Raw genomic sequence first — 15,018 nt, 5'->3', positions numbered from 1 at the left:
CCGTCAGCGTCGTCTTACCATGATCCACATGTCCTATCGTGCCCACATTTACATGTGGTTTCGAACGCTCAAACTTGCTCTTTGCCATGACCTGTCCTTTATGCTTTTACCTTATTTCTTGTTAATGACCGCTTCGGCTACATTTTTGGGCGCCTCAGCATAATGCTTAAATTCCATTGAATAAGTTGCCCTGCCTTGAGTTGCCGATCTCAACGCAGTTGAATAACCAAACATTTCCGCCAACGGCACTTCGGCACGAATCACTTTCATGCCAGGCACATCATCCATACCCTGAATCATTCCTCGTCTCGAAGATAAATCACCAACCACATTACCCATGAACTCTTCCGGCGATTCCACTTCGACTGCCATCATTGGCTCTAGCAGAACAGGATTTGCCTTTCTCATCCCATCTTTAAATGCCATTGATGCTGCCATTTTGAAAGCATTTTCATTTGAATCCACGTCGTGATACGAACCATCAAACAACGTTACTTTTACGTCAACGACCGGAAAACCTGCTAATATACCATTTGGCAGGGTGTCAATCAAACCTTTTTCAACCGCTGGTATATATTCGCGCGGAACCACGCCACCTTTAATTTCATCTACAAACTCAAAACCCTTACCGGCTTCATTTGGTTCCATTTTCAGCCAAACGTGGCCATATTGCCCGCGACCACCTGATTGCTTAACGAACTTGCCTTCAACTTCTATCAATTTTTTGATTGCTTCCCTGTATGCTACCTGAGGAGCACCCACATTAGCTTCGACTCCAAACTCACGCTTCATTCGATCAACAATGATTTCCAGATGCAGTTCACCCATGCCAGAAATGATTGTTTGTCCAGATTCTTCGTCGGTTCTGACCCTAAATGATGGATCTTCCTGAGCAAGTCTATTCAATGCAATACCCATTTTTTCCTGGTCCAGCTTGGTCTTTGGCTCAACCGCTACGTGTATAACCGGATCCGGAAAATCCATTTTTTCTAATGTGATAACTGAATCGGGAGTACATAAAGTATCACCAGTTGTCACATCCTTCAGACCTACTGCAGCGGCAATATCCCCCGCCCTGACTTCCTTAATTTCCTCACGCTGATTTGCATGCATTTGAAGAATACGGCCTATTCTTTCTTTTCTCGCTTTGACTGGGTTATATACCGAGTCACCAGAATTAACAACACCCGAATAAACCCTGAAGAAAATTAGTTGCCCAACGTACGGGTCTGTAGCAACCTTGAAGGCCAGCGCGGCGAATGGAGCATTATCATCGGATTTTCTTTGCTCAGCATCCCCATTTTCTTTCGTACCTTGTATGGCAAGCACATCTGTAGGTGATGGCATATAATCCAATACCGCATCCAGCATGGCTTGAACGCCCTTATTTTTAAAGGCCGTGCCGCATAACATGGGTACTATCTCATTATTGATGGTTCTTAGACGGATTCCTTTCTTGATATCTGAAATATCCAGATCACCACTTTCAAGATACTTATTCATCAGATCTTCATCAGCTTCTGCCGCTGTCTCGAGCATCTTTTCCCGCCATTCCTGAGCATCTTTCTTCAGATTATCCGGAATATCCCGCTCTTCAAACTTAAGCCCTTTGGTTTCGTCATCCCAATAAATGGCTTTCATTTTGACCAGATCAACAATGCCCTCGAACTTATCTTCAGCACCTATCGGCAATTGTATTGGTACAGGCGTCGCTTTTAACCGCGTCTGTATCTGCTCATGAACGCGCATAAAATCTGCACCTGATCTGTCCATCTTATTCACAAACGCCAGGCGCGGAACATGATATTTATTTGCTTGCCGCCACACCGTTTCAGTTTGCGGCTGAACTCCACCAACAGCACAAAACACAGTACACGCACCATCAAGTACGCGCAGCGACCGCTCAACCTCAATGGTAAAATCAACGTGACCCGGAGTATCGATGATATTGATTCGATGCTCAGGATAACTGCCATCCATACCCTTCCAGAAACATGTTGTAGCTGCCGAAGTTATAGTAATTCCTCTTTCCTGCTCCTGCTCCATCCAGTCCATGGTAGCAGCACCATCATGCACTTCACCAATTTTATGCGATACGCCAGTATAGAAGAGCACTCGCTCAGTAGTGGTTGTTTTACCAGCGTCGATATGCGCCATAATTCCGATATTTCTATATCGCTCTATTGGTGTCTTTCTTGCCACAGTCAATTGCCCTACCAAAAAATTATTGTATTAAAAGAACTAGTCTACAAAACCTTCAAAATCTGAAATGAGAAAATGCCTTGTTGGATTCCGCCATTCTGTGCACTTCTTCCTTTTTCTTGACAGCACCCCCCCTGCCTTCAGCTGCTTCTGCCAATTCACCCGCCAATCGCATATCCATCGATTTTTCACTTCTCTTTCTTGCCGCATCCCGCAACCAACGCATCGCCAATGCATTCCGACGTACTGAGCGTACCTCCACAGGCACCTGGTAATTAGCACCTCCAACGCGGCGACTTTTGACCTCAACTAACGGACGTACATTTGTCAGGGCCTGAGTAAACACTTCCATGGGATCTCCGCCAGTTTTCTTTTCAATATGTTCCAACGCTCCGTATATTATTCTTTCAGCTACAGATTTTTTTCCGCGCGTCATTAACACATTGACGAATTTAGCAAGCTCGATATTATGAAATTTAGGATCTGGCAATATTTCACGCTTTGGCACTTCTCTACGTCTTGGCATTATTCTCTATCCTTTGGGGTAATAAATCATTAAGCAGTTTTAGGCTTTTTCGAGCCATATTTGGATCGCGCCTGTTTGCGGTCCTTCACACCCGCAGTATCTAAACTACCCCTTACTGTGTGATAGCGTACACCAGGCAGATCTTTCACCCTGCCGCCACGGATCAGAACTACTGAATGCTCCTGCAGATTATGCCCTTCACCGCCAATATAACTTGATACCTCGTAACCATTTGTCAGCCTGACCCTGGCCACTTTTCGCAGCGCTGAGTTTGGTTTCTTTGGCGTTGTGGTGTAAACCCTTGTACAAACGCCTCTTTTCTGCGGGCAACTTTCTAGCGCAGGCACATTACTTTTTACGCGCTTTGCTTCGCGCGGCTTGCGTACTAATTGACTAATAGTCGGCATATTACTATGTCCTAAAAAAACTGGGACGGCAAAAGCCGTCCAACCTTATTTACTTAGATTTTTTTGCTACCACTTTCAGCGGATAGGTATTACCGCACCAGTTCTTTTGATTTCGATTCTAAGTGCTTGTGCGATAGAAAAGACTGCGGATTTTATGGGGTTTTCCAGTTTGTGTCAAGGTTTAGTTCGATCGCCCAGAAAGAATAAATTATTCGATTCACAACTGTAAAGGAGGGTATACACCATTCTTGCCTTTCAGCGTAAACACTCCAGTTTGTCGTTGATAATAATTCGTATTGATTCTCAGCCCAGCATCAATCTCTGAAGTTCTGATATTGTAAAGGAAAATCAGTGATCGAACTCTTCACTATTTGTATTGCTTCTTGCAATATATCCTTTTTTGCTCCCGAAACACGAACACTATCACCCTGTATACTTGCCTGTACTTTCAATTTATTTTCTTTAAGGATCTTAACAATTTTTTTAGCCAAGTCTGAGTTCAATCCTGTTCTGACACAAACTTCCTGCTTTACTTTGTTACCACTAATTTTCTCTATCTGTTTTTTTTCCAGGCAACGAACATCTATTTTTCGTTTAGTAAGTTTTGAGCGCAGAATATCCAGAACCTGCTCAAGCTTGAACTCATCATCTGCATATACAGTAAGCAATAATTCAGACTGCTCGATTCGCGCATCTGTTCCCTTGAAGTCAAATCTCGAGCTTACTTCTTTATTAGCCTGATCAACAGCATTTCTTACTTCATGACCATCAACTTCTGAAACGATGTCAAATGTTGGCATCCACGCCACCTCACAAAAATGATGTATCAATTATGGACAATGCTGTTTATTTTATTTTAGCTGCTATACGCAAGCGAAGCGCATTGAGCCTGATAAATCCCGCAGCATCGGCCTGATTGTATGCACCCGCATCATCCTCGAATGTAGCCACATTCTCATCGAACAATGAATGTGTTCTTGAACCCCTTCCAACAACGATAACATTACCTTTATATAATTTCAGTTTTACCCACCCATTAACATCTTGTTGTGTTCCATCAATCAGAGCTTGCAATGTTTTACGCTCCGGGCTCCACCAGTATCCATTATAAATTAACGCAGCGTATCGCGGCATCAGTTCATCTTTTAGATGTGCGACTTCCCTATCCATAGTAATAGATTCCACAGCCCTGTGGGCGCGTAATAAAATCGTTCCTCCCGGCGTTTCATAACAGCCACGCGATTTCATACCTACATATCTATTTTCCACCAGATCCAGTCTTCCAATACCATGTTTTCCGCCGAGCTGATTAAGTGTCGTTAATACTTGCGCTGGTGTCATTAAGTTTCCATTGAGCGCAACCGCATCCCCGCACTTAAACTCAATTTCCACATACTCAGCTGTATCCGGTGCATTTTCAGGAGAAACACTCCAGCGCCACATGGACTCTTCTGGCTCAACAGCTGGATTCTCTAGACCACGACCCTCATAGGATATGTGCAGTAAATTAGCATCCATACTGTATGGCGATCCTTCCTTTTTTTTCATTTCGACAGGAATACGATGCGATTCTGCATATTTCAAAAGTTTTTCCCGTGAAGTCAAATCCCACTCGCGCCATGGCGCAATGATTTGGATCTCAGGTTGCAGCGCATAATATCCCAATTCAAAGCGTACCTGATCATTACCCTTTCCTGTAGCACCATGAGACACAGCATCCGCACCTGTCTCCTGTGCAATCTCTATCTGTCTTTTGGCAATAAGCGGACGCGCTATGCTGGTTCCCAACAAATACTCGCCTTCATATATGGCATTAGCTCTGAACATGGGAAAAACAAAATCACGAACAAACTCTTCCCGCAGATCTTCTATATAGATTTCATTGACGCCCAGTTGTTGAGCCTTTGCGCGCGCAGGCTCAACCTCTTCACCCTGACCGATATCTGCAGTAAACGTTACCACCTCGCACTGATAGGTATCCTGCAACCATTTGAGAATAACCGATGTATCCAGTCCGCCTGAAAAGGCAAGAACTACTTTATTTATTTTTTTCATGTTGTAATTATCCGTGAATTACCAAACTGCACTTTCAGCGCATACAATCAACTATGCCGTATCTTCCCCAGCAGCAAATACTCCATCAACGCCTTTTGTGTGTGCAGGCGATTTTCGGCCTCTTCCCACACAACGGATTGAGAACCATCAATAACCTCTGCAGCTACTTCCTCGCCTCGATGGGCTGGCAGGCAATGCATAAAAACAGCATCTTTGTCTGCCAGGGCCATCATTTCCGCATCCACGCAAAAATCAGCAAAATCTGCTTTTCTCTGTTCAGCCTCGGCTTCAAAACCCATACTGATCCAGACATCTGTCGTAACCAGATCCACATTCTTGACCGCATCGTGCGGACTAGAAAACAATTCAAAATTTTTTGTACTGACTAAGCCTATCCTTTCTGCATTGACTTCATAACCAGGGGGCGCGGAAACATGAACTTTAAAGTCGAATATCTCCGCAGCTTGCAACCACGAATTACACATATTGTTTACATCACCAATCCAAGCCACTTTCTTACCTGCGATATTTTCCCGGTGTTCTATATAGGTAAAAATATCTCCCATTATCTGGCAAGGATGATATTCATCAGTTAGGCCGTTAATAACAGGAACACGGGAATGCCGCGCAAAACGTTGCAAAATATCGTGCTCATGTGTACGGATCATAATCAGATCTACCATGCGTGATATCACACGCGCAGCATCCTCTACCGGCTCCCCACGTCCCAGTTGTGTATCACGTGTCGAAAGGTAAATTGCCGTGCCTCCAAGCTGATTCATACCAGCTTCAAACGACAATCGCGTTCTGGTTGAATTTTTGTCAAAAATCATCGCCAACGTTCTATCTACCAGTGGCCAATATTGTTGATATTGTTTAAACGCATGCTTCATCCACCGGGTACGTTCGAACAAATGTTCATATTCTTCCCGACTTAAATCAGTGACCTGCAGAAAATGCTTCAATTGCATAAAATAACAACAGTCGCGACTGAGAGATGGCACATAAGCACGCCATCTAACCAGCTACAACAAACTCCTTTATTAATTGACAGACCGTATCCACGACCAGAACAGCCTCTTCCTGCTTCATAACGAGCGCTGGTAGCAAACGAACCACCTTCTCAGAGGTCACATTGATTAGCAGTTTCTGTTCCAATGCCCTCCTCACCAGTTCAGTACAGGGCATTGCAAGCTCAATACCAATCATCAATCCCTGGCTTCTTATCTCAACAACTTTATCCAGCCCAGCTAGCTGCGATTCCAGACGATCATGAATAAACTTTCCCAGGGCGCTGGCATGATCGATAAGTCCATCTTCCTCAAGCACTGCAAGCGTTTCAATGGCGGCCGTACACGCTAATGGGTTGCCACCGAATGTTGATGCGTGATTGCCCGGTTTAAATGTATTTGCAGCTATGCCCCGGGCCAGACAGCCACCAATCGGAACACCCGAACCCAAGCCCTTGGCCAGCGTCATTACATCGGGGATAATTTCGCTATGTTGAAACGCAAACCATTTTCCACTGCGCCCGATTCCCGATTGAACTTCATCAAGCATCAACAGCCAGCCATACTCATCACATAACATGCGCAATTCATGCAAATAATGCGCCTGCGGAATATTTACCCCACCCTCTCCCTGGAACGGTTCAACCAGGACCGCAACCACATTCTTGTTGTTAACAGCAACCTGCCGCACAGCTTCCAGATTATTGTATGGTACGCGCACGAAACCAGACAACAGCGGTTCAAATCCCGCCTGCACCTTACGGTTACCAGTCGCTGTCAATGTCGCCATAGTACGACCGTGAAATGCACGCTCCATAACAACGATGGTTGGCAAAGACACACCCTTGTTATGACCGTATAGTCGCGCAAGCTTGATGGCGGCCTCATTCGCTTCAGCTCCCGAGTTGCAAAAAAAAGCCTTTTCCATACCTGACAATGAAGTCAGTCTGGCAGCAAGCTGCTCCTGCTTTTCGATAAAATAAATATTGGACGTATGTATCAGCGTGCGAGCCTGCTTACACAGCGCTTCTGCCAACCGTGGATGACAATGCCCCAATCCGCATACGGCCACCCCTGACAGCGCATCAAGATATTTCTCACCCGTGTCACTCCACAGCCAGACACCTTCACCTTTCACGAAAGTGACAGGAAGCTGCGCATAAGTATTCATCACATATGACATGTCTTTATTCTGCTCGCTCATTGTACATTTTAAAAGTTATCCAGAGAAAATTTAAGACTTTAATTCAGTGTGATACATTCACTTATCCCGCCACACCCAAATTTAAAAAAAGCTGTAATCTTCGCCTATATCATTTGTATTTTCAAGCCTTTTTTCTTTTACCGACTTGCCATGCATCGTTTTTTTCGACAACGACACGTTAAAGTTCCAGAGGAAGAATTGCAACATGGTAAAATAAAAGAATTTTGACTTGCCGGAAATCCAAGCCAGCACTTTTACTTTAACCAGCTGTTTCTTAATTAATCATAAAAAATGAATCAATTCGCCAAAGAAACTCTGCCAGTAAGCCTCGAAGAGGAAATGCGCCGATCATATCTCGATTACGCAATGAGCGTTATAGTCGGGCGCGCACTGCCCGATGTCAGAGATGGTCTTAAACCAGTCCATCGGCGCATACTTTTTGCAATGCATGAATTATCAAACGACTGGAACCGACCATATAAAAAATCAGCCCGTATCGTTGGTGATGTTATCGGTAAGTACCATCCACACGGCGACACCGCAGTTTACGATACCATTGTACGCATGGCACAGGACTTCTCTTTGCGCTATATGCTGATAGACGGCCAGGGCAACTTTGGTTCCATTGATGGTGATAATGCAGCTGCTATGCGTTATACAGAAATCCGTATGTCACGTATTGCACATGAATTGCTTGTTGATCTGGATAAGGAAACGGTTGATTTCGGACCCAATTATGATGAATCAGAGCAAGAACCTCTTATTCTGCCAACCAAAATACCCAATCTCCTGATCAACGGATCCTCTGGCATCGCGGTGGGCATGGCAACCAATATACCGCCACATAATCTGAATGAAGTGATTGAAGCAAGTCTGAAACTTCTGAAAAACCCTGAAGTCAGTGTCGAGGAGCTGATCGAATGCATCCCTGCACCCGATTTTCCAACTGCCGGTATCATATATGGCATCAACGGTGTGCATGATGGATATCGTACGGGACGTGGCCGGGTTGTGATGCGCGCACGTACGCATTTTGAAGACCTGGACAAAGGCAGTCGCCAAGCCATCATAGTTGATGAATTGCCCTATCAGGTTAATAAGGCCAACTTACTCATGCGAATTGGTGAATTGGTTCGTGATAAAAAAATAGAAGGGATTTCTGATTTGCGCGATGAATCAGATAAATCTGGCATGCGCATTGTCATTGAACTAAAACGTGGCGAACTTCCCGAAGTTATCCTCAATAAGCTGTATAAAGATACACAAATGCAGGATACGTTTGGCATGAACATGGTTGCCTTGCTGGATGGTCAGCCACGACAACTGAATTTAAAGCAAATTCTCGCTGCCTTTCTTCGCCACCGACGCGAGATAGTTACACGAAGAACCGTATTTGAACTCAAAAAGGCGCGTGAACGGGGGCACATACTCGAAGGGCTGGCCGTTTCGCTATCTAATGTTGATGAAATCATTGCGCTCATCAAATCATCTGCAACACCTTCAGATGCCAAGAAAGCACTCATGTCAAGAACATGGCGTTCTGCACTGGTCGAAGAAATGCTCGCAAGAGCCGTGGCCGACATACAAACATTGCGCCCGGAAGGACTGGCGCCTGATTTTGGACTGCAATCGCAGGGCTACCGGCTTTCCGACGTACAGGCACAGGCTATTCTGGACTTACGCCTACAGCGACTGACCGGCCTCGAACAAGACAAAATTGTTGACGAATATAAAGACGTGATGGACAAAATTGTTGACTTTCTGGACATTCTGGCCACCCCCGGAAGAATTACTAGCATTATCAGCGACGAGCTTGAAACCATACGGCAGCAGTTTGGCGACAAACGCCGTAGTGAAATTATTATCGACACGCAGGATCTGAGTATCGAAGATCTCATTGCTCCTGCAGATGTAGTCGTTACACTTTCCCACACCGGCTATATTAAATCACAAATACTTGACGAATACCGTGCACAAAAACGCGGCGGACGTGGCAAACAGGCCGCTAGTACCAAAGAAGATGATTTTATTGACAATCTATTTATTGCCAATACACATGATTATATTTTGTGTTTTTCCAGTCGCGGGCGTGTTTACTGGATAAAAGTATACTCAGTACCACTGGGCGGACGAACATCTCGCGGAAAACCAATCATAAATCTGGTTCAGCTGGAAGATGACGAAAAAATCAATGCCATTCTACCTGTCAAAACATTTGACGAGAATTGGTTTGTTTTCATGGCGACGGCATCAGGAACCGTTAAGAAAACACCCTTATCTGAATTTTCGAGACCTCGCAGCAATGGTATTATCGCCATCGGATTAAACGAAGACGATTATCTAATCGGTGTTGCATTGACAAATGGTCACTCCGACGTGATGCTGTTTTCCGATAATGGCAAGGCCATGCGCTTTAATGAAAATGACGTACGCCCAATGGGTCGTAGTGCTCGCGGCGTACGCGGTATGAAGCTGGGTCCGGGACAAAAAGTCATTTCATTGCTTGTTGCAGAGGACGAAACTCAAACCGTTCTGACTGTAACCGAAAATGGCTACGGAAAACGTACACCGATCGGCGAATACACGCGACATAGCCGTGGAACACAGGGCATGATTGCTATTAAAACAAGCAAGCGCAACGGCAAGGTCGTCACGGCAAAACTTGTCAAACCCGATGATGAAATTATGCTGATCACATCCGGAGGCGTCATGATACGAACACGCGTCAACGAAGTTCGGGAAATGAGCCGTGCTACCCAGGGTGTCACGCTGATAAATCTCGACGAAGGAGAAAAACTGGCAGGGTTAGAGAAAGTTATTGAAAGCACAGAGGAATAATAAGACAAAGAGTTTTCGTTAATTCAAACAAACCAAATAGTCTTCTAGGCACGATATATATGAATCAAACCTATAACTTTAGCGCAGGCCCTGCAGTATTACCCAGGGAAGTTTTGCAACAGGCACGCGAAGAAATGCTGGACTGGCATGGAAGCGGCATGTCGGTTATGGAAATGAGTCACCGCGGTCGAGAATTTACCTCGATCATAGAGGCTCTGGAGCAAGATTTACGCGAACTGATCAACATTCCGTCTAACTACAAACTATTATTTCTTCAGGGCGGCGCTTCCAGCCAGTTTTCAATGGTGCCCATGAATTTGCTTCGCGGTAAAACCAAAGCCGATTACATTCATACCGGGCAATGGTCTGATAAAGCCATAAAAGAAGCAAAACGTTACTGTCAGGTCAATATTGCCGCTTCTTCCGAAAACGCCCGTTTTACGTATGTTCCAGCACAAGACCAGTGGCGTCTTGATAGTAATGCGGCATACATACACCTGACATCCAATGAAACTATTGGTGGTGTTGAGTATCATTGGTCACCGGAATTTCCTGCCAATAAAAATGATGTACCGGTAGTAGCCGATATGTCTTCAAATATTCTATCGCGCCCGCTGGATGTAACCCGGTATGGACTGATTTACGCAGGAGCACAGAAAAATCTTGGACCAGCGGGTCTGGTAATAGTCATTATCCGTGAAGACCTAGCTGGCTTCGCACAACCGGGAACACCAACACTGTTTGATTACCAGGTGCACATCAACAATAACTCCATGTATAACACGCCCCCTACCTACGCAATTTACATTACGGGGCTGGTGACAAAATGGTTAAAGCGGCAAGGCGGTCTCGCGGCTATTGAACAAACCAACATTCGCAAAGCAGCGCTGCTTTATGAACTAATAGATGCCTGTGAATTTTACCAGTGCCCTGTCGCCAAGCATGATCGATCCCGAATGAACATTCCATTTACGCTGAAAGATCCCGCACTGGACAACATGTTTCTGGAACAAGCCGAAGCAAACGGCCTGATCCAGCTGAAAGGTCATCGCTCTGTAGGCGGTATGCGTGCATCGCTATATAACGCCATGCCTATCGATGGCGTTGCACAATTGGTTGAATTTATGAAAGAGTTTGCAAAAAAAAATGCCTGAGTATCAACAAACAGTCTTCAAGATTCTGACTTTGAATCATATTGCTTCCGCAGGACTGGAATGTTTCCCCAGAGACAATTACCAGATCGGTGAGAATATCGCACAACCAGACGCCATTCTGGTCCGATCGCACAATATGCTGAACATGGATGTTCCCCGAACAATACTGGCCATTGGGCGTGCTGGTGCAGGCACCAACAACATTCCGGTCAAGGCGATGAGTGAACGCGGTATCCCTGTATTCAACACCCCAGGCGCCAATGCCAATGCTGTTAAAGAACTGGTGCTTGCAGGTTTATTTCTGGCCGCACGAAATCTGTTGCCCGCACTGCGTTATGTCGAAACGTTGCAAGGTGATGACGATACCCTGCATACACTCGCAGAACGTGAAAAAAAACGCTTTTCGGGTATAGAGTTACCAGGACGCACACTCGGCATAGTCGGCCTGGGTGAAATAGGCAGGCTGGTCGCCGATGCGGCGCTTAAACTCGGCATGAAGGTCGTCGGATATGATCCTAACATCACAGTTGAATCCGCCTGGAGTTTGTCGTCAGAAGTCAAAAAAGCACAGAGTATTGAAGCATTGTTGCGTGCCAGTGATTTTATCACCGTACACGTGCCATTACTTGATGCCACCCGCCACCTTATCAATGAAAAAAGCATCAGCAATATGAAGCGAGGCGCAATTTTGCTGAATTTTTCACGTAATGCGATTGTTGATGAAGAGGCAGTACTGGCCGGGATTTCGTCGGGAAAAATAAAATCATATGTATGCGACTTTCCAAGCCGTAAATTACAGCGTCATGAGTCCGTCGTCACCTTGCCGCATCTAGGTGCTTCCACATTGGAAGCGGAACAAAACTGTGCGGTAATGGTTGTGAATCAGCTGGTCGATTTTCTGCAAAACGGCAACATCACCAATACCGTTAATTTCCCCAATACCAGTATGGAACGGGAATCGTCCTATCGGATTGCAGTATCCAATGAGAATGTGCCCAATATTGTAGGACAGATTTCTACAGATCTGGCAAAAGCCGGATTGAACATTCATAACATGGTAAACAAATCTCGAGGTGAAATGGCTTATACGCTGGTCGATGTTGACAGCCCGGTTCCACTGCAGTTAATTAACAAAATCGCTTCGATTTCAGGCGTGCTATCTGCACGCTATGTGCCTTTCCCGACTCGACAGGTTAATTGATCAATCCTATGACTCTTGAACAATTAAAACAGTTACGCAACGAGATTGATAAAATTGACAACGAAATACTGCAACTCGTCAATAAGCGCGCTGCACTCGCCCAGCAAATCGGCTTGATTAAAAAAAGCAACATAATTTACCGACCGGAACGTGAAGCACAGATACTGGCACGAGTAAAACAGGATAATCCCGGGCCGCTGGATAATGCGCGCATAGCCCAGCTATTCACAGAAATCATGTCGATTTGCCGGGCACTGGAAAAACCAATGACAGTGGCCTGTCTGGGACCACAAGGTACATTCTCGGAAGAGGCAGCGACCAGGCGCTTTGGTGGCGCCTTTACCACACTTCCATGTGATTCTATTGATGCAGTATTTCGCAATGTTGAATCCGGCAATGCAGGCTATGGCGTGGTGCCGGTAGAGAATTCTACCGAAGGCGCGGTAGGCCGGACACTGGATCTCTTGCTGCAAACTTCGCTGACAGTCTGTGGAGAAATCCAGCTACCTGTACATCAATCTCTGATGGCTTTACAAACTGATCTGACAAAAATTGAAAAAATATATTCTCACCCGCAATCTTTTGCACAATGTCATCACTGGCTGCAGACAAAGCTGCCCGGAATTTCCAACACAGCCTATATCAATACCAGTAGTAATGCTGATGCTGCCCGCTTGGCCGCACAAGACTCGCATGCTGCTGCCATCGCTGGCAAAAGAGCAGCGGATTTTTACGGACTAAAAATCTGCGCAGAAAATATCGAAGATGACTCTAAAAACACCACGCGCTTCCTAGTGCTCGGAGCCCAGAAGGTAGAGCCTTCCGGTAGAGATAAAACGTCTTTAGTCATGTCTACGGGTAATTATGCGGGTGCCATTCATAAATTATTGACGCCGTTTTCTGTCCACAATGTCAGTATGACTCGTCTCGAATCCCGCCCTTCACGTACTCATCTATGGCAGTATGTTTTTTTTGTCGATATCGAAGGCCATCAAAAAGACGCCAATGTTGCAGAAGCGCTCAAGGAACTTAATGAAAAAGCCGCATTCCTGAAAATTCTTGGATCATATCCGGCATCCTAGGATGCACCCGACAGCCTGGAATTCACCAACTATACACATTTACCAGCTTTATAATTATCGACAAAAACTGAACATTATGAATCTATGTGATTTTGCACCGGAATATATACGCGCTATACATCCCTACCAGCCTGGCAAACCCATATCAGAACTGGCTAGAGAAATGGGACTTGATGAACGCAACATTGTAAAACTGGCTTCCAATGAAAATCCACTGGGGACCAGCCCATTAGCGCTTGAAGCCATGATTCATGCATTACATGATGCCGCCCGCTATCCGGACGGCAGCGGTTTTGAGCTTAAACAAGCGTTATCCAAGCTGTATGCAGTTGATACCGAGCAAATCGTTCTCGGCAACGGTTCTAATGACGTACTCGATCTCGCAGCACGCGTGTTCCTCAAACCTGGTGCAGCTGCCGTATATTCTCAACATGCATTTGCGGTCTATCCCCTTGTGACACAAACAATTGGTGCCAACGGTATTTCCGTGTCAGCAAGGGAATACGGCCATGATTTGCCGGCCATGCTTGACGCTATCACGCAGGAAACACGTATGGTGTTCATCGCCAGCCCTAACAACCCAACCGGTACATTATCATCCGCCGATGATTTATTGCGTTTCATGGAACGCGTGTCAAAAGATGTGCTAGTCGTTCTTGACGAAGCCTACAATGAATATCTGCCTCCGGCCAACCAGTCTGACAGTATCAACTGGCTCAAGCGATTCCCCAATCTGATTATCACACGCACTTTCTCCAAGGTCTATGGGCTCGCCGGTATACGCGTTGGTTTCGGTCTCGCGCATCCGCAAGTTGCCAATCTCATGAACCGTGTACGCCAACCATTTAACGTCAACAGCATCGGACTGGTCGGCGCCCTTGCAGCACTGCAGGATAGAGAATTCATCCAGCGCTCGTATGCGCTCAATCGCGCAGGCATGCTGCAACTCACCGATGGATTCCGCAAACTCGGCATCGAATATATTCCATCGTATGGCAATTTCATTACATTCAGAGTCGAAGGTGACGCCGCAAACACAAGTCTTGTTTTTCAAAACCTGTTGCGCCAGGGCGTTATAGTTCGACCGCTGGGCATTTACGAAATGCCGCATCATCTGAGAGTTACCGTCGGGCTCGAATCGGAAAATCAAAGATTCCTCAAAGCATTAGCAAACGCACTGGGAGAACTTGTGTGATTTTTTTCATCAACGAAGAGAACACTGACAAGCAAATTTGAATTTCACTACTAGTACTCCTTCAACTTAATAAATTAGGATAAAGTCTCTTTAGCTTTATCCTTGCATCCTCAGTGCTAAAACGCCAATCAACCGGTGCGGTAT

The 15,018-nt window shown here is 45.5% G+C and carries 13 protein-coding genes; 5 read left to right on the top strand and 8 right to left on the bottom strand.

Translation table 11 applies throughout. The features are described 5' to 3' along the window. The 8 genes from BMY62_RS14915 to BMY62_RS14880 form a co-directional block, all read right to left on the bottom strand. Positions 1–88, bottom strand: an 88-nt coding sequence (locus tag BMY62_RS14915; RefSeq protein ID WP_090333656.1) for a GTP-binding protein, incomplete at its 3' end; no start/stop codon positions are given. 23 nt (positions 89–111) lie between these two features. After that, the gene (gene fusA, locus BMY62_RS14910; RefSeq protein ID WP_090661792.1) at positions 112–2,202 is read right to left on the bottom strand and encodes an elongation factor G; all 2,091 of its coding nucleotides are present in this window, start codon (positions 2,200–2,202) and stop codon (positions 112–114) included. Positions 2,203–2,257: 55 nt separating this feature from the next. Then, on the bottom strand, positions 2,258–2,728 hold the full coding sequence (gene rpsG / locus BMY62_RS14905; protein WP_090661784.1) for a 30S ribosomal protein S7: 471 nt from the start codon (positions 2,726–2,728) through the stop codon (positions 2,258–2,260). Positions 2,729–2,757: 29 nt separating this feature from the next. Further along, positions 2,758–3,135 carry a 30S ribosomal protein S12 gene (gene rpsL / locus BMY62_RS14900; RefSeq protein WP_090333649.1) on the bottom strand — a complete coding sequence of 126 codons (378 nt, stop codon included), beginning with the start codon at positions 3,133–3,135 and terminating at the stop codon, positions 2,758–2,760. Positions 3,136–3,449: 314 nt separating this feature from the next. Next, positions 3,450–3,935, bottom strand: a complete 486-nt coding sequence (locus BMY62_RS14895; protein WP_090661781.1) for a YajQ family cyclic di-GMP-binding protein — start codon at positions 3,933–3,935, stop codon at positions 3,450–3,452. A 46-nt stretch (positions 3,936–3,981) separates the two neighbouring features. Then, entirely contained in the window at positions 3,982–5,190 is a 1,209-nt protein-coding gene (locus tag BMY62_RS14890; RefSeq protein ID WP_090661778.1) for an argininosuccinate synthase, read from the bottom strand. 47 nt (positions 5,191–5,237) lie between these two features. Further along, complete coding sequence (gene argF, locus BMY62_RS14885) at positions 5,238–6,161, bottom strand: ornithine carbamoyltransferase (RefSeq protein ID WP_090661775.1); 924 nt, start codon at positions 6,159–6,161, stop codon at positions 5,238–5,240. Positions 6,162–6,207: 46 nt separating this feature from the next. Further along, positions 6,208–7,383, bottom strand: a complete 1,176-nt coding sequence (locus tag BMY62_RS14880) for an aspartate aminotransferase family protein (protein WP_090661790.1) — start codon at positions 7,381–7,383, stop codon at positions 6,208–6,210. Between the two features lie 312 nt (positions 7,384–7,695). Here BMY62_RS14880 and gyrA point away from each other — a divergent pair, with 312 nt between their 5' ends. The 5 genes from gyrA to hisC all read left to right on the top strand — a co-directional run bounded on the left by gyrA (position 7,696) and on the right by hisC (position 14,874). Next, positions 7,696–10,242: a DNA gyrase subunit A gene (gene gyrA, locus BMY62_RS14875; RefSeq protein ID WP_090661772.1), complete on the top strand. Its 2,547-nt coding sequence runs from the start codon at positions 7,696–7,698 to the stop codon at positions 10,240–10,242. Positions 10,243–10,301: 59 nt separating this feature from the next. Then, a complete protein-coding gene (serC, locus tag BMY62_RS14870) occupies positions 10,302–11,396 on the top strand; it encodes a 3-phosphoserine/phosphohydroxythreonine transaminase (RefSeq protein WP_090661769.1) in 1,095 nt (364 codons plus the stop codon). Then, positions 11,389–12,597, top strand: a complete 1,209-nt coding sequence (locus tag BMY62_RS14865) for a phosphoglycerate dehydrogenase (protein ID WP_090661765.1) — start codon at positions 11,389–11,391, stop codon at positions 12,595–12,597. The genes serC and BMY62_RS14865 overlap by 8 nt, the downstream gene beginning before the upstream one ends. 8 nt (positions 12,598–12,605) lie before the next feature. Next, entirely contained in the window at positions 12,606–13,679 is a 1,074-nt protein-coding gene (gene pheA, locus BMY62_RS14860) for a prephenate dehydratase (protein ID WP_090661762.1), read from the top strand. 76 nt (positions 13,680–13,755) lie between these two features. Further along, positions 13,756–14,874, top strand: a complete 1,119-nt coding sequence (gene hisC / locus BMY62_RS14855) for a histidinol-phosphate transaminase (RefSeq protein WP_090661787.1) — start codon at positions 13,756–13,758, stop codon at positions 14,872–14,874. Positions 14,875–15,018 lie beyond the last annotated feature (144 nt).

This window comes from Nitrosomonas marina (assembly GCF_900111605.1).
Classification (GTDB): Bacteria; Pseudomonadota; Gammaproteobacteria; order Burkholderiales; family Nitrosomonadaceae; genus Nitrosomonas; species Nitrosomonas marina_A.
The sequence above is the reverse complement of the archived record's forward strand: the minus strand, read 5'-3'. Positions and strand labels throughout refer to the sequence as shown.